The sequence below is a fragment of the Nocardioides hwasunensis genome (genome assembly GCF_014779665.1).
Classification (GTDB): Bacteria; Actinomycetota; Actinomycetes; order Propionibacteriales; family Nocardioidaceae; genus Nocardioides; species Nocardioides hwasunensis.
Map to the genome: position 1 here is coordinate 225,711 of NZ_JACXYY010000001.1, position 21,677 is coordinate 247,387.

Genomic DNA, 21,677 nt, shown 5'->3' on the forward strand with positions numbered 1-21,677 from the left:
ACGGATAGGGTCGTCCCCGTGATCGCGTCCCACCAGCACCGCTTCGTCTTCCTCAAGACCCGCAAGACGGCGGGCACGAGCGTGGAGATCGCGTTGTCGAAGGTGTGCGGACCCGACGACATCATCACCGAGATCAGCCCCGAGGACGAGGCCCTGCGCCAGGCCGCCGGAGGCCGTCCCCCGCAGAACTTCCAGTCCCCGCCGCTGCCGCGCAAGGCCTACAACCACATGGGCGCCAAGGCCACCCGCGACCTGGTGGGCGCCGAGGCGTTCGCCGACTACTTCACCTTCGCGATCGAGCGGAACCCCTGGGACGCCGTCGTCTCGCTCTACTTCTGGAAGTACAAGGACCGACCCGAGCTGCCCGACTTCGAGGCCTACGTGCAGGAGATCTGGATCGAGCAGCTCTCCAACAACCGCCGGCTCTACCGGATCCGCGGCAAGATGGCGCTCGACCGGGTGCTGCGCTACGAGCGCCTCGACGCTGAGCTCCAGGAGGTCTGGGACGAGCTCGGGCTCCCCGGTGCGCCCGACCTGCCGCGCGCCAAGGGCAACGCCCGTCCCGCCGGTCACTACCGCGAGCTCTACACCGCCACCTCCAAGCAGCGGGTCGCCGACGTCTTCGCCGACACCATCGAGGCCTTCGGCTACGAGTTCTAGGCCCCGACGCCGTCCGGCCGGTCGAAGTCCGGCCCGCTGCCGACCATGTAGAGGTCGAGCTCGATCGTCGCGGTCTGGCCGGCGCCCAGCGTCGGGATGACGCCGAACTTCACCTCGAGGAAGCCCCACCCGACCTCGATCGCGCTCACCGGTGCCGCCGCGGCCGCCGCCTCGACGTCGTGGATCACGACCGCCACCAGCGCGCCGTCGTGCTCGATGACGAAGTGGCCCATGCAGTCGTTGAAGCCGTCCCAGCTGGGGCCGTACCAGTCGGGGAAGCCGAAGGCCCGCCCGATCTCCGCGTGCGCCGCCGCGCGCGAGGTCATCGCACGGCCGTCGAGGTCGATGCGGAGATATCCCGCCCGCTCGATCAACGCGTCCATCTCGCCCACCGCGCTCGTGTGGATCTTGTGGATCGGGCCGGACCGCAGCCACGGAAGCTCGGTGCGGACGTGCGGTCGGTCGCTCACACCGGCGAGGGTACGACGCCCAGCAGCCGCTCACACTCGGCGACCAGGCGGGCCCGCAGCGGGGCGCCGCGTTCGGCGAACCCGCGCTGCGCCTCGACGTACGCCGCCTTGCCCTCCGCGGTCTCGATCCGGACCGGCTCGAAGCCGAGGTCCGCGAGGTCGTAGGGCGCGGCCCGCATGTCGAGCTCGCGGATGTCGCGGGCGAGCTCGAAGCAGTCGGCGACCAGGTCGCTCGCGACCATCGGGCTCAGCCGGAACGCGTGCTTGTAAAGGTCCATGCCGGCGTGCAGGCAGCCCGGCTGCTCGAAGTCGGGGCGGTCGTCGCGTCCGGGCTGGAGGGTGTTGAGCGGCCGAGCGGTCGGGGTGAAGAACCGGAAGGCGTCGAAGTGCGAGCACCCGATCCGGTGCGACTCGACGACCGCGTCGGTGCCGTCCTGTCCCAGGCGCAGCGGCCAGTCGTGGCGTGTCCCGTGCTCGGCGGAGCGGTGCACCATCGCCCACTCGTGCAGGCCGAAGCAGGCCAGCTGCGGCGCGCGCCCGGCCGTCGCGGTCAGCAGGACGTGGAGCCGGCGCAGGAGGGGGAGCTGGGACTCGACGAAGCCGGCGGACACGGTGACGGCCGCCGGTCGAGCAGCGATCGGACCGAGCGTGTCGAGACCCAGGCTCGTGTAGCCCTTCAGCCCGGTGTGCTCCTCCGCGCCCGCCAGCGCGACGCCGAAGCCCGGGTGCCAGCGGCGCAGCTGGGCGGGCCGGTGGGAGTAGTAGGTGAAGAGGAAGTCGTGGACGGGGTGCTTCACCTGCTCGGCCCGGCGCGTGAGGTGCGGTGCGACGAAGGCGTCGATCCGCGCGGCGTGGGCCGCGGCGCGCGGCCGCCACTGCGACTCCGAGAGCACCTGCACGCGCCCACGGTACGGCGACCGCGCGCCCTCGACCGACTCGGCGAGCTCGCACGCCCCTGCGTTGGATAGCCTCGGCCCATGCGCATCTGCAGGTTCAGCACGGGCGAGGAGCCGCGGTTCGGGGTCGTGACCGGTGAGGTCGACGAGTTCGGCCAGCCCGCCGACGACTCGGTCGTCGTGGCGCTCGCCGGCGACCCGCTCTACTCGGGGATCAAGCTCCTCGAGGAGGAGCACAGGCTCAGCGACGTACGACTCCTCGCGCCGATCATCCCCCGGAGCAAGGTCGTCGGCATCGGCAAGAACTACGCCGCCCACGCCGCCGAGATGGGCGGTGAGGTGCCGGCCGAGCCGCTGATGTTCCTCAAGCCCAACACGACGGTGGTCGGGCCGAACGACCCGATCTTCTACCCGCCGCAGACCAGCGACCTCCACTACGAGGGCGAGCTCGCCGTCGTCATCGGGCGCATCTGTCGCGACGTGCCCGCCGAGCAGGCCACCGACGTGATCTTCGGCTACACCATCGCCAACGACGTCACCGCCCGCGACCTCCAGCGGTCCGACGTGCAGTTCACCCGCGCCAAGGGCTTCGACTCGTTCTGCCCGCTCGGGCCCTGGATCGAGACCGACCTCGACCCTCAGGCCTTCGTCGACGGTCGCGTGGTGCAGACCCACCTCAACGGCGACGTCGTCCAGGACGGCACGACCGCCGACATGATCTTCGACGTGCCGGCCCTGGTCGCGCACGTCTCGTCGGTGATGACGCTGCTGCCCGGCGACGTCATCCTCACCGGCACCCCCGAGGGCGTCGGTCCCATGCAGGTCGGCGACGAGGTCGAGATCTCGATCGCCGGCATCGGCGCGCTGACCAACCCGGTCGCCCGGCGCAACTGAGAAGCAGGAGCCTGAGAGATGAGCACCCCCGTACGCGTCCGGTTCTGTCCGTCCCCGACCGGCTCCCCGCACGTGGGCCTGATCCGGACGGCGCTGTTCAACTACGCCTTCGCCCGGCACCACGGCGGCCAGATCGTCTTCCGGATGGAGGACACCGACCGGGAGCGCAGCACCCAGGAGTCCTACGACGCGATCCTGGACCTGTGGCGCTGGCTCGGCCTCGACTGGGACGAGGGCATCGAGGTCGGCGGACCGCACGGCCCCTACAGGCAGAGCGAGCGCGGCGAGATCTACCGCGACGTGCTGGCCCGCCTGCACGAGTCGTCGTACACCTACGACTGCTTCTGCACCAACGACGAGGTCGTCGCGCGGCGACAGGCCAGCGGCTCGAAGATGCAGGGCTACGACGGCTTCTGCCGTGACCTCACCGACGACCAGCGCGCCGCCTTCGAGGCCGAGGGCCGCAACCCCGTCGTGCGGTTCCGGATGCCCGACGGCTCGATCACCTGGAACGACCTGGTCCGCGGCGACATCACCTTCGAGAGCGAGAACGTCCCCGACTTCGCGCTGTCGCGCGCCAACGGCGACCCGCTCTACACCCTAGTCAACCCCGTCGACGACGCGCTGATGGAGATCACCCACGTGCTGCGCGGTGAGGACCTGCTCTCCAGCACGCCCCGCCAGCTGGCGCTGTTCGCCGCGCTGGTCGAGCTGGGCGTCGCGCGGGAGGTCCCGGCCTACGGTCACCTGCCCTACGTCATGGGGCAGGGCAACAAGAAGCTGTCCAAGCGCGACCCCGAGGCGCACGCGCTGGCCTATCGCGACCAGGGGTTCGTGCCCGAGGGTCTGCTCAACTACCTCGCGCTGCTGGGCTGGGCCATCGCGGCGGACCGCGACATCTTCTCCCTCGAGGAGATGGTCGAGAAGTTCGACATCGGTGACGTCAACGCCAACCCCGCGCGCTTCGACCTCAAGAAGGCCGAGGCGATCAACGTCTCGCAGATGCGGCTGCTGTCGGTGGAGGAGATCACCCACCGGGCGCTGCCGTTCCTCAAGGCCGCGGGCGTCGTGGGCGACCCGGTCAGCAGCGCCGACGCCCAGCTGCTCGAGCTCGCCATGCCCCTGGTCGCCGAGCGCATCAACAAGCTCACCGAGGCACCGACGATGCTCGGGTTCCTGTTCGTCGACGAAGCGGACTTCGAGCGACACGACGACCTCGACGACACGGCCAGGAGCGTGGTGAAGACGGCGTACGACGCCCTCGCCGGGCTGCACGAGTGGTCGACCGCGGCCATCGAGGAGGCGCTGCGCGTGGCGCTGATCGAGGGTCTCGAGCTCAAGCCGCGCGTCGCCTTCGGCCCGGTCCGGATCGCGGCGACGGGGCGCAAGGTGAGCCCACCTCTCTTCGAGTCCCTCGAGCTGCTCGGCCGCGACCGGTCGCTCGCGCGCCTCCACGACGCGATGTCCGACCCCCGGTCGGACTCGCAGCCCGACTCGCAGTCCGACTGAGGCCATGATCGAGCCCCTCGACCCGAGCTTCCGGCCCCGCTACCACGAGCTCCACCGAGTCGGACGTCCTGGCTGGTGGCGGTCGCTGGTCGGCGCTGCGGTGCTGCTCGTGCTGGTCTTCGCGCTCGTGCCGCTCGTCGCCGGGGGCATCGCCGTCGCGGTGCTGGTCGCGACCGGCAGCAGCATGGAGGAGGCCACCGCCGTCCTCGACATCACCGGCGAGGTCTCGCCGACCGGCCTGGCCGTCCTCAACGTCATCCTGGCCCTGGCGATCCCGGCGAGCTGGCTGGTCATCTGGGCCCTGCACCGGCTCAGGCCCCGGTGGCTCTCGTCGGTGACGCCCCGGCTGCGGTGGCGCTTCCTGCTGGCCTGCCTGCCGATCTCGGTCGTGGCGCTGCTCGCGAGCCTGCTCGTCGCCGTCGTGGTGCCCACACCCGACGGCGCCGCGGCCTCTGGCTCGATCAACGACTTCACCAGCACGACGCGCGACTTCCTGCTCGTCATCGCACTGCTGACGCCGCTGCAGGCCGCGGGGGAGGAGTACGTCTTCCGGGGCTACCTGACTCAGGCGTTCGGGTCGATGGTCTCGAACCGCCGGGTCTCGCTCATCCTCGCGGTGCTCGTCCCGTCGCTGCTCTTCGCCCTCGCGCACGGTGCCGGCCAGAGCGTCCCGGTCTTCTTCGACCGCTTCGCGTTCGGGGTGGTCGCGGGCATCCTGGTCATCCGCACGGGCGGGCTCGAGGCCGCGATCGCGATGCACGTCCTCAACAACTTCTTCGCCTACGGCCTCGCGCTGTCGTTCGGCGACATGACCGAGGCGCTCAACGCGAGCGCGCCCACCAGCTGGTGGATGATCGCCTCCACGCTCGCCCAGTCGCTGGTCTACCTCGGCCTCGCCAGCTGGGTGGCCAAGGCGATGGGGCTGGTCAACGTCGGGCCTCCGGTCGGAGGGGCGCTCCCGCCCGCGTCGGGACGCCCCGAATTGATCGGCCAGCCACCCCGCGTGTAACGTTCGGGATCGGTTCTGAGAGGAACCGCATGGTGGTCAAGTCGATCGAGTCCCGGTCGGTCCGATACCCCCATGGGGTATGGTGTAATTGGCAACACGACTGGTTCTGATCCAGTTATTCTAGGTTCGAGTCCTAGTACCCCAGCGAGTTCTGGCCCTTTGGGTCGGAATTTGGAGGCACGCTCGATCTCCGGATAGAGTTCCTCCCGCTGCTCGCGAGCAGCACCTGCAAGCCCCCGTCGTCTAGCGGCCTAGGACGTCGCCCTCTCACGGCGGTAACGCCGGTTCAAATCCGGTCGGGGGTACAGCACGAGGCCCGGTCCCAGGACCGGGCCTCGACCCATTTCCGGACTCGTCGCCGCACCCGGTCCGTGGCCGCTCGGGCTCGGCCCTGACGCCCGTGGGCTAGCATCCGCGGCCATGATCGACGGACCCCGGCTGGTCGCCGGCATCGACTCGTCCACGCAGTCCTGCAAGGTGGTCGTCCGCGACGCCCGGACCGGCGCGCTCGTGCGCCAGGGCCGGGCGCGCCATCCGGACGGCACCGAGGTCGATCCCGAGCACTGGTGGACAGCGCTGCAGGAGGCGATCGCCGAGGCCGGGGGCCTGGACGACGTGGCCGCGATCAGCGTCGGAGGGCAGCAGCACGGCATGGTCTGCCTCGACGAGGACGGAGCCGTCGTGCGTCCCGCGCTGCTGTGGAACGACACCCGGTCGGCCGGCGCCGCCCGCGACCTGGTGGACGAGCTCGGCGGCCCCGACGCGGGTGGTCGCGCCTGGGCCGACGCGGTCGGCGTCGTGCCGGTGGCGTCCTTCACGATCACCAAGCTGCGATGGCTCGCCGAGCACGAGCCCGAGCACGCACGTCGTACGGCGGCGGTGTGCCTGCCGCACGACTGGCTGACCTGGAGGCTCTCCGGCAGCACCGACGTCGCCGACCTCACCACCGACCGGAGCGACGCCAGCGGTACGGGCTACTGGTCGGCCGCCACGGGCTCCTACCGCCCCGACCTGCTCGAGCGCGCCTTCGGGGCGGTGCCCCACCTGCCTCGCGTGGTGGCGCCCGGAGCCGTCGCAGCCACTGCGGCGACCGGGGCCGTCCTGGGTGCCGGCGCGGGTGACAACGCGGCAGCGGCGCTGGGCCTGGGTGCGGGGGAGGGCGACGTCGTGGTCTCGATCGGCACGTCCGGCGTCGTCACCGCGGTGACCGACGTGGCCCCGAGCGATCCGACCGGCTCGGTGGCCGGGTTCGCCGACGCGACCGGCCTGTACCTGCCGCTGGTGGCCACCCTCAACGGCGCTCGCGTGCTCGATGCGGCGGCTCGGCTCCTCGACGTCGACCACGACACCCTGTCCGCGCTCGCGCTCGAGGCACCCCGCGGCGCCGGAGGGCTGGTGCTGGTGCCGTACCTCGAAGGTGAGCGCACGCCCAACCGTCCCGACGCGACCGGCTCCCTGCACGGCCTGACCCTCGCCACCGCCACCCGGCCGGCGCTGGCCCGCGCCGCGATCGAGGGCCTCCTGTGCAGCCTGGCCGACGGGCTCGATGCCGTCGTCGCGACCGGGGTCGAGCCTGCGCGGGCGCTGCTCGTGGGGGGTGCCGCCGCGTCCGAGGCCGTGCGCACCGTCGCGGCCGAGGTGCTCGGCATCCCGGTGGACGTGCCGCCGCCGGGGGAGTACGTCGCCGACGGCGCCGCCCGTCAGGCCGCATGGGCGCTGTCCGGAGCCGACGCCCCGCCGGCGTGGGAGCGCGAGGGCACCTCGCGCCACGTCGCTGAGCCCGACGACACGGTGCGCCGTCGCTACGCCGAGGGCCGTGAGCAGCACCTGGACCGGACCACCTGAGCATTCCCTGAGAGAACCCCTTGACGTGACTGTCGTCACGCACTTAGTTTGGCGGTCCATCAAACTAAGTGCGTGACGCAGGTCACACCGAGGCGAGGGGCGGCGGATGTCGCAGGTGAGGGACGGCTGGTCGACGACCAGCACGGGCGGCTCGGACCAGGGCACGGTCCGTCGCGCGAACCTCTCGCTCCTGCTCCGCAGCCTGCGTGAGCACGGCGGTCGCTCGCGGGCGCGCCTCGCCGCCGACCTCGGCCTCAACAAGGCGACCGTCTCGAGCCTGGTCAACGAGCTCCTCGAGCGCGGCCTGGTCCGCGACGGCAACGCCGAGCGCGGCGCCGTCGGCCGGCCGGGCACCATCGTCGAGGTCGAAGGAGCAGGCGCCTACGGCCTCGGTGCCGAGATCAACGTGCACCACGTGTCGACCCGCGCCGTGGACCTCGCCGGCACCGTCGTCAGCGAGCGGCGCCGGTCGGTCGACACCCGCGGCCTCGAGCCCGACGAGGTCGTCGACCGGCTCGTCGAGCTGTTCGAGGGGACGATGGCCGACCTCGCCGCCCTCGGCGCGACCCCGGTGTCCGCCGTCGTCGGTGTGGCCGGCCTGGTCGACCATGACCGCGGCACCGTCTCGGTCGCCGCCAACCTGGGCTGGCAGGGCGTCGGGCTCGCCAGCCTGCTGCGCGCCAAGCTGCACGACCCCGCCTACCTGCTCGAGGTGGACAACGAGGCCAACCTCGCCGCCGTCGCCGAGGCCACCCCGGGCGACCCCGACCGCCGCGACATCCTCGTGCTCCACGGCGAGGTGGGCATCGGTGGCGGGATCATCGCCGACGGTCGCCCCTACCCCGGATCACGCGGGTATGCGGGCGAGTTCGGCCACATGCTCGTCGACCGCGACGGCAGCCGGTGCGGCTGCGGACGCACGGGGTGCTGGGAGACCGTCATCGGCCTCAGCCACCTGATCGACCTGGTCGCCGTCGACACCGCCGACGTGCTCCACTCGGCCGACCTCGACCTCGAGGGCAAGGTCGAGGAGATCACCCGCCGCGCGAGCGCCGGTGACGAGCGGACCCTGACCGCACTGCACGAGGTCGGCCGCTGGGTCGGCACCGGTGCGGCGCTGCTGACCAACGTCCTCAACCCCGGCACGATCGTGCTCTCCGGCTATCTCGGCGAGATCGGCGAGTGGATCCAGGCCGACGTCGAGGGCGAGCTGGCCGCCGGAGTGCTCGCCCCCGAGGCAGGGGGCACCACGATCGCGCGCTCCGCCCTCGGCTTCTCCGCCGCCGTGCACGGAGCCGCTGCCGTCGCCATCGACCACGTCTACGACGACCCGACCCTGGTCCCCCGGACCGTGCAGACCCTGGAGGCGACGTCATGACCGACGCTCCGCTGCTGACGATGCGCGGCATCGTCAAGCGATTCCCCGGCGTGCTGGCGCTCGGCGGCGTCGAGCTCGACGTGCGCGCGGGCGAGGTGCACTGCCTGCTCGGCCAGAACGGCGCCGGCAAGTCGACGCTGATCAAGATCCTCTCCGCCAGCTACCAGCCCGACGAGGGCGAGATCTTCTGGAACGGCGAGCCCGTCTCGCTGTCCACGCCGCAGGCCGCGATGGACCTCGGCATCTCGACGATCTACCAGGAGCTCGACCTGGTCCCCGACCTCAGCGTCGCCGAGAACATCTTCCTCGGCCACGAGCTCAGCAGGGGTGGCTTCAGCCAGCGCAGCACGACGAACCGACGCACGCGTGAGCTCCTCGCCCGGCTCGGCCACCCCGAGATCCCCGCCACCCGTGCCGTCGGCCGGCTCTCGCCCGCGGCCCAGCAGATCGTCAGCATGGCCCGCGCGCTCTCCCAGGACACCCGGATGCTCGTCCTCGACGAACCCTCGGCCGTCCTCGACCAGGGCGAGGTCGACAACCTGTTCCGGGTCATCCGCGACCTCACCGCCGAGGGGGTGGCCGTGGTCTACATCTCCCACCGGCTGGAGGAGATCCGCCAGATCGGCGACCGGATCACCGTCCTCAAGGACGGCAGCACCGTGGCCACCGGTCTCGCCGTCGACCAGACGCCCACGAGCGAGCTCATCAAGCTGATGACGGGCCGCTCCATCGAGTACGTCTTCCCGCCGCGTGGCGGCGTGGTCCCCGTCGACGCCGAGAGGGTCCTCGAGGTCAGCGGCCTCGAGCTGTCGGGCGTCTTCTCCGGTGTCGACCTCACGGTCCGTGCCGGCGAGATCGTCGGTCTCGCGGGGCTCGTCGGCGCCGGCCGCTCGGAGATCCTCGAGACGCTGTACGGCGCCCGCCGCCCGTCGGCCGGCACCGTGCGCGTCGCAGGTCGCGAGCTGCGCCGCGGCTCCGTCCCGGCTGCCGTCAAGGCCGGCATCGGCCTGTGCCCGGAGGAGCGGAAGTCCCAGGGACTGCTGCTCGACCAGGCGATCTACAGCAACATCACCGTGTCCTCGATGAGCCGCTTCAGCCGGCTGGGGCTGCTCGACAGCCGCGCCGAGCGCAGGCGCTCGACCGAGCTCACGGAGTCCCTCGACGTCCGCCCGGCCGGGGTCGATCGCCTCGTGCGCCTCCTGTCGGGCGGCAACCAGCAGAAGGTCGTCCTCGCCCGGTGGCTGTTGCGCGAGTGCCGCGTGCTGCTGCTCGACGAGCCCACCCGGGGGGTGGACGTCGGCGCACGCGCCGAGATCTACGCCCTCGTCCGCTCGCTGGCCGACTCCGGCGTCGCCGTGGTCGTGGTGTCCAGCGAGGTCGAGGAGGTGCTCGGGCTCGCGGACCGGGTCCTCGTGGTCCGCGAGGGCCGTGTCGTGCACGAAGGTCCCGCGACCGAGATCGACGAGTCGCGCGTCCTGGACCTTGTCATGGAAGGAAGCGCCGCATGAGCGATCAGACCTCAGGAACCGGAAAGGGGCCCGACGTGGCCGCCGTGGAGAACCCCCTCGCCCCCTCGCAGGACTCCATCTCGGTGGAGCGCGCCGCGTCGGGGAGCGAGCCCACCGCCGGCGGTGGGCTGATGAGCGGGCCGTTCGGCCGCAACCTCGGACTCGTCCTGGCGCTCCTGCTCATCTGCGCGGCGGGCGTGATCACTGCCGGCGACCGGTTCGCCAGCATCGACAACACCCTCACCATCTTGCGCTTCGCCTCCACGATCGGGGTGGTGAGCATCGGGATGACCTTCGTCATCACCGGTGGCGGCATCGACCTCTCGGTCGGCGCGATCCTGGCGCTGTCCTCGGTGTGGGCGACGACCTTCGCCACCCAGGCCATGGCCCAGGACACGCACTGGCTGGTGATGGTGTTCGCCGCGCTCGCGGTCGGCGCGGGCTGCGGTCTGGTCAACGGACTGGTGATCGCCTACGGCAAGGTGGTCCCGTTCATCACGACCCTCGCCATGCTCGCAGCCGCCCGAGGGCTGGCCGAGATCATCTCCGAGCGACGCACGCAGATCGTCACCGTCGACGGCTTCAAGGACTTCTTCTCCACCGACGTGCTGGGCGTCCCGCTGCTCGTGGTGATCTTCGCGGTCGTCTCGGTCGCCGGCTGGGTCCTCTTCAACCGCACCACGTTCGGCCGGCGCACCCTGGCCGTCGGCGGCAACCCGGAGGCAGCGCGCCTCGCCGGCATCAACGTCAACCTGCACACGGTCCTGCTCTACGTGCTCGTCGGCTTCTGCTGCGGGCTCGCCGCCCTGATGCTGGTCAGCCGCACCACGACCGGCACGTCGACCCATGGCTTCATGATGGAGCTCGACGTCATCGCAGCGGTCGTCATCGGCGGGACGCTGCTGACCGGCGGCCGCGGCACGATCGTCGGCACCGTCCTGGGCGTCCTCATCTTCGCCACCCTCGGCAACGTGTTCACCCTCAACAACCAGGACACCTCGACCCAGGCGGTCGCCAAGGGCCTGATCATCGTCGTCGCCGTGCTGCTCCAGCAGCGCCTGGCACGACGGGCGAGCTCGACCTAGCCGCCACACCACCCCGCACTCGGACACTGCACCACCTGCACACCCACCTGCACCATCACGCCGGCACCGCACCGCCGCCGGCGACAGCACCGCACCCATCGACACCACCAAGGAGCACGACCATGCGACTGCGCACCCCCCTCCGACGGCACCAGAGCCGCCGCTACTCCGGCCTCGTGGTCGGCGCGGTCGCCGTCCTGACCCTCGCGGCCTGCACCGGCAGCGCCGAGGACGCGGCCAACGACGACAAGGGCAGCTCCGACGCCGCCCCGGTGGCTGCCGCTGGCAGCAACGACGAGGAGGGAGACCAGGTCACGATCGGGTTCTCCGCTCCCGCGGCCGACCACGGCTGGATGGCCGCCATCACCAACAACGTCCGCGACCTCGCCGACCAGTACCCCGACATCGACCTCCAGATCGCGGAGGGCACGAACGACGTCAACCTCCAGATCAGCCAGGTGGAGACCTTCATCAACGACAAGGTCGACGCCATCGTGCTGCTGCCCTTCGACGGTGCGGCGATGACCCCGATCGCGCTCAAGGCCATGGAGGCCGGGATCCCGGTCATCAACGTCGACCGCGAGTTCGACGACGCCAACGCCGCGCGCGTCACCGTCCTCGGCGACAACTACGGCATGGGCGTCTCGGCCGGCCAGTACGTCTGCGAGCAGGCCGACGGCAACAAGGACGCCGTCGTGGCCGAGATCGCCGGCATCGACTCCCTGCCGCTGACCCAGGACCGCAGCCAGGGCTTCGAGGACGCGCTGTCCGACTGCGGCCTCGACGTCGACGCCCGCCAGGCCGCCGACTTCACCGTCGAGAGCGGTGAGCGGGTCGCCGCCAACCTGCTGCAGGCCGAGCCGAAGATCGACTTCCTCTGGAACCACGACGACGACCAGGGCATCGGTGTCCTGGCCGCCATCGAGAACGCCGGCCGCGACGAGTTCACCATGATCGGCGGTGCCGGGTCGGCCAACGCGATGCGCGACATCCAGGACGGCAACAAGGTCCTCAAGGCCACCGTCATCTACCCCTCAACCCAGGGTGCCGACGGCGTGAAGCTCGCCCGACTGCTCCTGCAGCAGAAGGCGATGGGCGACCTGGTCGAGGTCGAGGTCCCGCGCACGGTGCAGCTCTTCGCCCCGGTCGTCACCTCGGACAACGTCGACCAGTACCTCGACACGGCCTTCGAGTCCTGAGGCGGTCCGCGGCGGCTCCCACCCCCGTGGGGAGCCGCCGCGGTCCACGCACCGCTCCACCCACCGCCCGACCTGACGCTCGCGCGACCCCACCCCTGCTTCGGCCTGCCCTGAGGAGCCCTCGATGACCACGACTTCCGATGCCCCCGGCGGCACGCATGACCTGTCGGTCGGCATGGTCGGCTACGCCTTCATGGGCGCTGCGCACTCCCACGCCTGGCGCACGGCCGGCCGGTTCTTCGACCTTCCCCTCCGCCCGCGGATGACCGCGGTGGCCGGCCGCGATCCCGAGGGTGTCGCCGCTGCCGCCGAGCGCCTCGGGTGGGAGTCGACCGAGACCTCGTGGCGGGCGCTCGTCGAGCGTGACGACGTCGACCTGGTCGACGTCTGCACGCCGGGCCACACGCACGCCGAGATCGTCATCGCGGCCCTCGAGGCCGGCAAGCACGTGCTCTGCGAGAAGCCCCTGGCCAACAGCGTCGAGGAGGCCGAGGCGATGACCCGCGCCGCCGAGAGGGCCGCGGCCGACGGCGTACGGGCCATGGTCGGCTTCACCTACCGGCGGGTGCCGGCGATCGCCCTGGCCCGCCAGCTGGTCGCGGACGGACGGCTCGGCACGCTGCACCACGTCCGGGCCCAGTACCTCCAGGACTGGATCGTCGACCCGCAGGCGCCGCTGTCCTGGCGCCTGGAGAAGGACAAGGCCGGCTCCGGCTCGCTCGGCGACATCGGCGCCCACATCATCGACATGACGCAGTTCATCACCGGAGACCACATCCGGCGCGTCTCGGGACGGCTGCGCACCTTCGTCGACGAGCGACCGCTCCCCAGCGAGCACTCCGGGCTGTCGGGCACGGCCGGCGCGGGCACGGGCCGGGTCACCGTCGACGACGCCGCCACCTTCCTCGCCGACTTCGCCGGTGGCGCGATGGGGGTCTTCGAGGCGACCCGGTTCGCCAACGGCCGCAAGAACGCCATCCGCATCGAGATCAACGGCTCGCAGGGCAGCCTCGCCTTCGACTTCGAGGACATGAACGTCCTGCACTTCTTCGACGGCACCGACCCCGCCGAGACCGGTGGGTTCCGCCGCATCCTCGTCACCGAGCCGGGCCACCCCTACGTCGGTGCCTGGTGGCCGCCCGGCCACGTCATCGGCTACGAGCACAGCTTCGTCCACCAGGCGGTCGACCTGGTCCGCGACATCGCGGCCGGCACCGATCCCGCCCCCTCCTTCGCCGACGGACTCCAGGTGCAACGCGTCCTGGCCGCGGTCGAGACAAGTTCCGACACCGACTCCTGGCAGGAGATTTCCGCATGACCGACTACACACCCACCCGCGAGGACAAGTTCTCGTTCGGCCTCTGGACGGTGGGCTGGCAGGGCACCGACGTGTTCGGGCCGAGCTCGCGCGCCCTCCTCGACCCCGTCGAGGCGACCTACAAGCTCGCCGAGCTCGGCGCAGCCGCGGTGACGTTCCACGACGACGACCTGCTCCCGGACGAGGACGAGCGGGAGAAGGTCCTGGAGAAGTTCGAGAAGGCGCTGGCCGAGACCGGTCTCGCAGTGGAGATGGTCACGACCAACCTCTTCAGCCACCCGGTCTTCAAGGAGGGCGGTCTCACCGCCAACAACCGCGAGGTGCGCCGCTACGCGCTGGCCAAGGTGCTGCGCAACGTCGACCTCGCCGCCTCGCTGGGAGCCAAGACGTTCGTCCTCTGGGGTGGACGCGAGGGCGCCGAGCACGGGGCGGCCAAGGACGTGCAGGCCGCGCTCGACCGCTACGCCGAGTCGCTCAACCTCCTGTGTGCCTACGTCCAGGAGCAGGGCTACGACATGCGCTTCGCGCTGGAGCCCAAGCCCAACGAGCCCCGCGGCGACATCCTGCTGCCCACCATCGGCCACGCCCTCGCGCTCATCTCCGAGCTCGAGCACCCCGACATGGTCGGCCTGAACCCCGAGGTGGGCCACGAGGAGATGGCCGGGCTCAACTTCGCGCAGGGGATCAGCCAGGCGCTGTGGCACGACAAGCTCTTCCACATCGACCTCAACGGTCAGCACGGTCCTCGCTTCGACCAGGACCTGCGCTTCGGTGCGGGCAACCTGCGCGGCGCGTTCTGGACCGTCGACGCCCTCCAGGGCGCCGGCACGGGCAAGACCTACGACGGCTACGTGCACTTCGACTTCAAGCCCCCGCGTGCGGAGGCCGAGGACGGCGTGTGGGAGTCCGCGCGCGGTTGCATGCGCAACTTCCTCATGCTCCGCGACCGGGTGCAGGCCTTCCGCGCCGACCCGGAGGTGGTCGCCGCCCTCGAGGCGGCCGAGGTGCCCACCCTGCGCACCCCGACCCTCGACGACGGCGAGTCGCTCTCCGACCTCCGCGCAGCGTCGTACGACGTCGAGGGGCTCGCCACACGCAGCGTCGGCATGGAGGCGCTCGACCAGCTCGCCCTCGAGCACCTGATGGGCGCTCGCTGAGGGACACCTGACCGGCGGGCGCCGAACCCGCCGGTCGGCAACGCACGACACCACCGCACGACAGGGGCCGAACGCCCGGGGACCCGCCCCGGAAATCCGATGGAGCGCAATCCGTCACCAGAGAAGGGATCGTGATGAACACACTCATCACGCGACTGCAGAGGCACGCTCGTGTCGCAGTCGGCTCCACGATGGCCATGGTCGTGTCGTTGCCGCTCGGCGCCTCGATCGCGCTGGCCGCTCCTGCGTCCGCCGCAGCGCCCGAGCGCGCTGCGGCCACCTCCGAGAAGGCTGCCGACGAGGACGCCACGACCACGAAGAAGGCCGACACGTCGGCCGAGAAGGCCCCTGAGGGCAACGCGGTCCCGTGGACCGCCGACCCGAAGGCCTCTGCGAAGGCGGCTGCCTCGGCGGAGCAGTTCGACGCGCTCGTGTTCTCCAAGACCGCTGCGTTCCGCCACTCCAACATCGGCGTCGCGACGGCCGCGATCCAGCAGCTCGGTGCCGACAACAACTTCACGGTCACCGTGACCGAGGACAGCACGGCGTTCACCGACGCCAACCTCGAGCAGTACGAGGTCGTCATCTTCCTGTCCACCACCGGTGACGTCCTCAACGACACCCAGCAGGCGGCGTTCGAGCGCTACATCCAGGCCGGTGGCGGCTACGCCGGCATCCACGCCGCATCCGACACCGAGTACAGCTGGCCGTGGTACGGCAACCTGGTCGGCTCCTACTTCAACAACCACCCGCCGGGCACGCCGACCGCGACCGTCAAGGTCGAGGATCCGGGCCACCCCTCCACCAAGGGCATCGAGCCGCTCTGGCAGCGCACGGACGAGTGGTACAACTTCCGGACCAACCCGCGCGGCAAGGTGCACGTCCTCGCCTCGATGGACGAGTCGACCTACGCTCCCGGCGGCGGCGCGATGGGCGCCGAGCACCCGATCGCCTGGTGCCAGGACTTCGACGGCGGCCGCAGCTGGTACACCGGCATGGGCCACACCGAGGCCTCCTTCGCCGACACCAAGTTCCTCGGGCACATCCTCGGCGGCATCCAGACCGCCGCAGGCGTCGTGGACTCCGACTGCAAGGCGACCCTCGAGCCGAGCTTCGAGAAGGTGGCGCTCGACGAGAACACGTCCAACCCGATGGAGCTCGACATCGCCGACGACGGCCGGGTCTTCTACATCGACCGCAACGGCGCCGTCCGGATCATCCTGGAGAACGGCAGCGTGGTCACCGCGGGCACGATCCCGGTCTACACGGGCCAGGAGTTCGGCCTGCTCGGCATCGCGCTCGACCCGGACTTCGCCACCAACAACTGGATCTACCTCTACTACTCGCCGACGGGCTCGACGCCGACGGACCGCATCTCCCGCTACACGATGTCGGGCAACACGCTGCAGCTCGGCACCGCGGTGACGATCCTCGACGTGCCCACCCAGCGCGACCAGTGCTGCCACGCGGGTGGAGCGCTCGAGTTCGACAACTCGGGCAACCTCTACCTCGCCACCGGCGACAACAGCAACCCGTTCGACTCCGGCGGCTACACCCCGATCGACGAGCGACCCGGCCGCGCGGCCTGGGACGCCCAGCGCACCTCCGGCAACACCAACTCGCTCAACGGCAAGGTGCTGCGCATCAAGCCCCTGCCGGCGGGTGGCTACTCGATCCCCGAGGGCAACCTGTTCGACGAGGCGGCCGACACCAACGACAAGACCCGCCCCGAGATCTACGCGATGGGCTTCCGCAACCCCTTCCGGATCGGCCTCGACGAGCAGCACGACCGCCTGCTCGTGGCCGACTACGGACCCGACGCCGGCTCGACGAGCGCCACGCGTGGTCCCAACGGACGCGTCGAGTGGAACATCCTCGACCAGCCCGGCAACTACGGCTGGCCCTACTGCGTGGGCGACAACACCCCCTACAACGACTACAACTTCGCCAGCAGCACGGCCGGAGCGGCCTTCGACTGTGCCAACCCGGTCAACGACTCGCCCAACAACACCGGTCTGACCAACCTCCCGCCGGCCAAGAAGGCCGTGATCTGGCAGAGCAACAACGCCTCGATCACCGGCACCCCGGAGATCGGCGCGAGCGGCGCCCCGATGACGTCGGGCACCTACTCCTACGACCCTGACCTCGCCTCCGACCGCAAGTGGCCGGCGTACTTCGACAGCAAGGCGATCTGGGCCGACTGGAACAACAACCGGCTCTTCACCGTCCAGATGAACCAGGCCGGCACGAACTACACCGACATCAACCGCTTCCTGCCGTCGCTGCCGATGAAGCGTCCGCACGCGCTCCAGTTCGGTCCTGACGGTGCGCTCTACATGATCGAGTGGGGCAGCGGCTTCAACGGCAACAACACCGACTCCGGCATCTACCGGATCGACTACGTCGAGGGCAACCGCGCCCCGGTGGCCCGCGCGACCGCCGACAAGACGTCCGGCCAGGCTCCGCTGACCGTCGCCTTCGACGGCACCGCCTCGTTCGACCCCGACACGGGCACATCGGCGGGACTCACCTACTCGTGGGACTTCGACGGCGACGGGACGCCCGAAGCCACCACTCCGAGCGGCTCCTTCACCTACACGACCGTGGGCAACTACACCGCCCGGCTGACGGTCACCGACGAGGGCGGGCGCACCGGCACCACCAACATCGACATCACGGTGGGCAACACCGCGCCGACGGTGAAGCTCAAGCTCCCGCTCAACGGAGGCTTCTTCAACTTCGACGACACCGTGAAGTACGAGGTCGAGGTCACCGACCCCGAGGACGGGACGATCGACTGCAGCCGTGTCGTGGTGCAGCCCGGGCTCGGTCACGACCAGCACTCGCACGACTACGAGCAGTACGAGGGATGCTCCGGCAGCCTCTCGCTGCCCGGTGACAGCGGCCACGTCGGCGCCAACATCTTCGGCACGATCAAGGCCACCTACACCGACGACGGCGCCGGCGCCGCCAACCCGTTGACCGGCGTCGACGGCATCATCTTGCACACCAAGCACAAGGAGGCCGAGTTCTTCGACGCCACCGGCCGCACAGGCAGCAACACCGGCGGCACGCCGGGCGTCTCGACCCAGGCGACGACCGACACCGGCGGCGGCCAGATGGTCACCGGCGTGGAGACCGGCGACTGGTTCCGCTGGGACGTCATGAACCTGACGGGCATCAACGGTGTCACGATGCGCGCCGCGTCGACGACCGCCGGCGCCACCTTCGAGGTGCGCCAGGGCTCGCCCACGGGCACCGCGATCGGCACCCTCTCGGTGCCGAACACCGGTGGCGCCCAGACCTTCCAGAACGTGCAGACCACGTTCACGGGAGCGACGACGACGAGCCAGGCGCTCTACTTCGTCGCCACGACCGGCGGGGCCAACGTCAACTACCTCGAGTTCACCGGTCGGGGCATCACCGACAACCAGCCGCCGACGGTCTCCATCACCGCCAGCAAGACCACCGGTGCCGCGCCACTGCCGGTGGCGTTCACCAGCACGGCGACCGACCCGGACGGCGACACCCCGCTCACCTACGCGTGGACGTTCGGCGACGGAGGGACCTCCACCGAGGCCAACCCGAGCCACACGTTCACCACGCCCGGCACCTACGTCGTCTCGCTGACGGTCAAGGACTCCCGCGGGGCCACGGCCACCCGGACGACACAGGTCAGGGTCACGACCGCGCAGGACATCTGCTTCAGCGGACGCTCCGACGACTTCCTGGGCGCCGCGCTGGACACCGACCGCTGGAACCGCAGCGTCCGGGTCAACCAGTCGCTCACGGTGGCCGACGGGACGCTGAACATCCCGATCACCGCGACCGACATCCACCAGACCACCAACACGGCACCGAACATCGTGCTGCAGGACCTGCCTGCGGGCCAGTTCGAGGTCACGACCAAGGTCACGCTGCCGGCCACGAAGGGCTACCAGCAGGGCGGCCTGGTGATCTACGGCGATGACAACAACTACCTGAAGCTCGTCTACTCCGGTCGCTCCACCGCGGCCAACGGCGACAAGGCGGCCAACGTCATCCAGTTCGCCAAGGAGGTCAACGCCGCGGCCACGGAGACCAACTCCGCCAACCTCGGCGCGAGCTTCCCCGACACCGTGTGGCTGCGGATGACCAGCACCAACGGCACCGACGTCACCCCGTCCTACAGCACCGACGGCGCCACCTGGCTCCCGATCACCACCTCGGGCGGGACCCCGGCGGCGGCGCGCAACCTCAGCGGCATCACCGCACCCAAGGTGGGTCTGCTGGCGCTGGGCAGCACGGCGGCGTCGGCGACGCCCGCGATCACCGCTCAGTTCGACTACTTCACCCTCACCCCGGACGACACGGCCGTGCCGTGCTCGGCGTCCTGCTTCGTCGACGAGTTCGGCGGTCAGGCCCTGGCCTCCCCGCAGTGGAGCGTGGTGCGACCCAGCGGGAACCTCACGGTCTCCGGTGGCTCGGTGAAGATCCCGATGGAGGCGACCGACCTCTACCAGACCACCAACACCGCCCGGGACCTGGTCCTCACCGACCTGCCCTCCGGTCCCTTCGTGGTCACCACCAAGGTCACCGCCCCGATCAACCGGTCCTACCAGTCGGCGGGGCTGCTCATCTACGGAGACGACGACAACTACCTCAAGCACGTCTTCCAGGGGCGCAGCACCGATCCCAGCGCCGCGTCCAACATCATCCAGACGGCCCGGGAGACCGGCGGCACCGCGGTCGAGACCAACACCTCGGGCCTGGGTGCGACGTTCCCGACCACGGTCTGGCTGCGCCTCACCAGCACGGACGGCGTCGCGGTCCTCGGCAGCTACAGCACCGACGGCCAGACGTGGACGAACATGTCCGGTGGCTACAACCTGACCGGCATCACCAACCCCAAGGTGGGTCTGCTCGCAGCAGCCAACACCACCGCCGGTGCCGGCATCACCGCCTCGTTCGACTGGTTCACGCTGGGCAAGGACGACACGTGCGAGCCCGGCACCACGCCGACCGACACCACGGCACCGACGACGACGCTCAGCGTCGCGGCGGCCACCGGCCAGGCGGGCTGGTACACGACACGTCCGTCGTTCACCCTCGCGGCCTCCGACGAGACGGGCGGGTCCGGCGTCACCTCGACCGAGTACCGCATCGCCGGCGGCGCCTGGACCCCCTACACAGGGGCGGTCCCGGTGACCGGTGAGGGCTCGCGCCTGGTCGAGTACCGCTCGACCGACGTGGCCGGCAACGTGGAGGCCACGAAGTCGCAGACGATCAGGATCGACACGGTCGCCCCGACCGCGACGTTCACGATCCCGGCGGCCACGGGCACCGGCGGGTGGCACACCACCCGTCCGTCGTTCACCCTCGCGGCCTCCGACGGCGCGGACGGGTCGGGCATCGGCTCGATCGAGTACCGCATCGCCGGCGGGGACTGGATGCCCTACAGCATCACGGTCCCGGTCACCGGTGAGGGCTCGCGACAGGTCGAGTACCGGGCGACCGACGTCGCCGGCAACGCGGCGCAGGTCAAGACCGAGACGGTCAAGATCGACACCGCAGCGCCGAGCGTCCTGGCTGCCGAGTCCGGCACCAGCACCAAGACGGTCACCCTGACCGCCACCGACGCCGCGTCCGGCGTGGCCGGCATCGAGTACCAGATCGGCGACGACACGACGTGGAAGACCTACTCCGCGCCGCTGACGTTCGACGAGCCCGGCACCCACGTCGTGCGCTACCGCGCCACCGACGAGGCGGGCAACAGCTCGAACGGCCAGATCCAGGTCGTCGTGTCGCAGCCCGGCGAGCCCGCCGAGCCGGCGAAGCCCACGGTCGGCCTGACCACGGCGCCAGTGGCGGCCAACGGTCGGAGCGGCTGGTTCACCTCGCCGGTCACCGTCACCCTCGCGGGTGCCGGTGGTGAGGGCACGATCGCACTCGAGCACCGCATCGGCGACGGTCCCTGGACGGCGTACACCGCGCCGTTCCGGGTCAGCGCCGACGGCGTCACCCGGGTCCAGGCACGGGCGACGGACGCGGCCGGGACGGTCTCGGAGGTCCAGACCCTGACGGTCAGGATCGACGCGACCGCACCCACGGTCACCGTCAGCGGGATCTCCGACGGTGCCACGATGGGCGCAGCCGTGGTCCGCAGCGCGCTCGTCACCACCGCCGACGCCACGTCCGGCGTGGCCGAGCGGGTCGTCCGACTCGACGGCGCGGTCGTCGAGTCACCCGTGCGCCTCGACGCGATGTCGCTGCGCACCGGCACCCACCGTCTCGAGGTGTCCGCACTCGACGAGGCGGGCAACCAGTCGACGCTCACCCTCACCTTCGAGGTGGTGGCGAACAACGGCGCAGCCAAGAGGCTCGTCAAGCGACTGGTCGGCGACAAGGTGGTCGGGCCCAAGCTCGGCGCCAAGCTCACCAAGGAGCTGAGGACGGCCAAGCGTGCCAACCCGTCACAGGCCCTCAAGGCGCTCAAGCGCTTCGAGAAGCTCACCAAGCGGGTGAAGGACACGGAAGCACGAGCCGCTCTCAGGACCCTGGCGCGCGCGCTCAAGGCGCAGCTCTAGGGATCGCAGGAGAGGAGAGAGCGTCCGTGGACGGGTGGCCCGGTCAGCGGCACCGCGAGGTGCAGCAGTCGAGGCGCGTGCAGGATCGGCCCTGCACGCGGCCGGCGGCCGGGCCACCCGTCGAGGGCGGGGGAGGGCGCCGCGAGGCCCGCTCCCCGCGGCCGGTGCCGGGACAGCGCGCTC

Annotated in this window: 14 protein-coding genes and 2 tRNA genes; 14 read left to right on the top strand and 2 right to left on the bottom strand. The window is 70.8% G+C overall.

Annotation, left to right across the window (positions count from 1 at the left end):
- Positions 1-18 precede the first annotated feature (18 nt).
- A complete protein-coding gene (locus tag IEZ25_RS01155) occupies positions 19-660 on the top strand; it encodes a sulfotransferase family protein (protein WP_191197565.1) in 642 nt (213 codons plus the stop codon).
- Here IEZ25_RS01155 and IEZ25_RS01160 read toward each other — a convergent pair.
- Together IEZ25_RS01160 and IEZ25_RS01165 are read right to left on the bottom strand one after the other, a co-directional pair.
- A complete protein-coding gene (locus tag IEZ25_RS01160; protein ID WP_191197566.1) occupies positions 657-1,130 on the bottom strand; it encodes a barstar family protein in 474 nt (157 codons plus the stop codon). The two genes, IEZ25_RS01155 and IEZ25_RS01160, sit on opposite strands and share 4 nt — an antisense overlap.
- Positions 1,127-2,029, bottom strand: a complete 903-nt coding sequence (locus IEZ25_RS01165) for a 3-methyladenine DNA glycosylase (protein ID WP_191197567.1) — start codon at positions 2,027-2,029, stop codon at positions 1,127-1,129. The genes IEZ25_RS01160 and IEZ25_RS01165 overlap by 4 nt, the downstream gene beginning before the upstream one ends.
- Before the next feature lie 78 nt (positions 2,030-2,107).
- Here IEZ25_RS01165 and IEZ25_RS01170 point away from each other — a divergent pair, with 78 nt between their 5' ends.
- From IEZ25_RS01170 to IEZ25_RS22055, 13 genes are all read left to right on the top strand, one after another.
- Positions 2,108-2,920 (top strand): fumarylacetoacetate hydrolase family protein, encoded by an 813-nt coding sequence (locus IEZ25_RS01170; RefSeq protein WP_191197568.1) that lies wholly within the window; start codon positions 2,108-2,110, stop codon positions 2,918-2,920.
- Between the two features lie 18 nt (positions 2,921-2,938).
- A complete protein-coding gene (gene gltX, locus IEZ25_RS01175; RefSeq protein ID WP_191197569.1) occupies positions 2,939-4,429 on the top strand; it encodes a glutamate--tRNA ligase in 1,491 nt (496 codons plus the stop codon).
- A 4-nt stretch (positions 4,430-4,433) separates the two neighbouring features.
- A complete protein-coding gene (locus IEZ25_RS01180; protein WP_191197570.1) occupies positions 4,434-5,438 on the top strand; it encodes a CPBP family intramembrane glutamic endopeptidase in 1,005 nt (334 codons plus the stop codon).
- 73 nt (positions 5,439-5,511) lie between these two features.
- Positions 5,512-5,583 (top strand) — tRNA-Gln (locus IEZ25_RS01185).
- A gap of 87 nt (positions 5,584-5,670) precedes the next feature.
- Positions 5,671-5,743 (top strand) — tRNA-Glu (locus tag IEZ25_RS01190).
- Positions 5,744-5,858: 115 nt separating this feature from the next.
- Positions 5,859-7,283, top strand: a complete 1,425-nt coding sequence (xylB, locus tag IEZ25_RS01195) for a xylulokinase (protein WP_191197571.1) — start codon at positions 5,859-5,861, stop codon at positions 7,281-7,283.
- Positions 7,284-7,389: 106 nt separating this feature from the next.
- On the top strand, positions 7,390-8,661 hold the full coding sequence (locus IEZ25_RS01200; protein ID WP_191197572.1) for an ROK family transcriptional regulator: 1,272 nt from the start codon (positions 7,390-7,392) through the stop codon (positions 8,659-8,661).
- On the top strand, positions 8,658-10,169 hold the full coding sequence (locus IEZ25_RS01205) for a sugar ABC transporter ATP-binding protein (RefSeq protein ID WP_224748258.1): 1,512 nt from the start codon (positions 8,658-8,660) through the stop codon (positions 10,167-10,169). The genes IEZ25_RS01200 and IEZ25_RS01205 overlap by 4 nt, the downstream gene beginning before the upstream one ends.
- Positions 10,166-11,254: an ABC transporter permease gene (locus IEZ25_RS01210; protein WP_191197573.1), complete on the top strand. Its 1,089-nt coding sequence runs from the start codon at positions 10,166-10,168 to the stop codon at positions 11,252-11,254. Before IEZ25_RS01205 ends, IEZ25_RS01210 begins: the two co-directional genes overlap by 4 nt.
- A 122-nt stretch (positions 11,255-11,376) precedes the next feature.
- A complete protein-coding gene (locus tag IEZ25_RS01215) occupies positions 11,377-12,453 on the top strand; it encodes a substrate-binding domain-containing protein (protein ID WP_191197574.1) in 1,077 nt (358 codons plus the stop codon).
- 124 nt (positions 12,454-12,577) lie between these two features.
- Complete coding sequence (locus IEZ25_RS01220) at positions 12,578-13,771, top strand: Gfo/Idh/MocA family protein (RefSeq protein WP_224748259.1); 1,194 nt, start codon at positions 12,578-12,580, stop codon at positions 13,769-13,771.
- Positions 13,768-14,928 carry a xylose isomerase gene (gene xylA, locus IEZ25_RS01225; protein WP_191197575.1) on the top strand — a complete coding sequence of 387 codons (1,161 nt, stop codon included), beginning with the start codon at positions 13,768-13,770 and terminating at the stop codon, positions 14,926-14,928. The genes IEZ25_RS01220 and xylA overlap by 4 nt, the downstream gene beginning before the upstream one ends.
- A 134-nt stretch (positions 14,929-15,062) precedes the next feature.
- Complete coding sequence (locus IEZ25_RS22055; protein ID WP_318151975.1) at positions 15,063-21,494, top strand: ThuA domain-containing protein; 6,432 nt, start codon at positions 15,063-15,065, stop codon at positions 21,492-21,494.
- Positions 21,495-21,677 lie beyond the last annotated feature (183 nt).

Excerpts from the sequence above, each read along its gene's own strand:
- IEZ25_RS01170 (WP_191197568.1), top strand. The coding sequence starts at position 2,108 with ATGCGCATCTGCAGGTTCAGCACGGGCGAGGAGCCGCGGTTCGGGGTC.
- gltX (WP_191197569.1), top strand. The coding sequence starts at position 2,939 with ATGAGCACCCCCGTACGCGTCCGGTTCTGTCCGTCCCCGACCGGCTCC.
- IEZ25_RS01180 (WP_191197570.1), top strand. The coding sequence starts at position 4,434 with ATGATCGAGCCCCTCGACCCGAGCTTCCGGCCCCGCTACCACGAGCTC.
- xylB (WP_191197571.1), top strand. The coding sequence starts at position 5,859 with ATGATCGACGGACCCCGGCTGGTCGCCGGCATCGACTCGTCCACGCAG.
- IEZ25_RS01200 (WP_191197572.1), top strand. The coding sequence starts at position 7,390 with ATGTCGCAGGTGAGGGACGGCTGGTCGACGACCAGCACGGGCGGCTCG.
- IEZ25_RS01205 (WP_224748258.1), top strand. The coding sequence starts at position 8,658 with ATGACCGACGCTCCGCTGCTGACGATGCGCGGCATCGTCAAGCGATTC.
- IEZ25_RS01210 (WP_191197573.1), top strand. The coding sequence starts at position 10,166 with ATGAGCGATCAGACCTCAGGAACCGGAAAGGGGCCCGACGTGGCCGCC.
- IEZ25_RS01215 (WP_191197574.1), top strand. The coding sequence starts at position 11,377 with ATGCGACTGCGCACCCCCCTCCGACGGCACCAGAGCCGCCGCTACTCC.
- IEZ25_RS01220 (WP_224748259.1), top strand. The coding sequence starts at position 12,578 with ATGACCACGACTTCCGATGCCCCCGGCGGCACGCATGACCTGTCGGTC.
- xylA (WP_191197575.1), top strand. The coding sequence starts at position 13,768 with ATGACCGACTACACACCCACCCGCGAGGACAAGTTCTCGTTCGGCCTC.
- IEZ25_RS22055 (WP_318151975.1), top strand. The coding sequence starts at position 15,063 with ATGAACACACTCATCACGCGACTGCAGAGGCACGCTCGTGTCGCAGTC.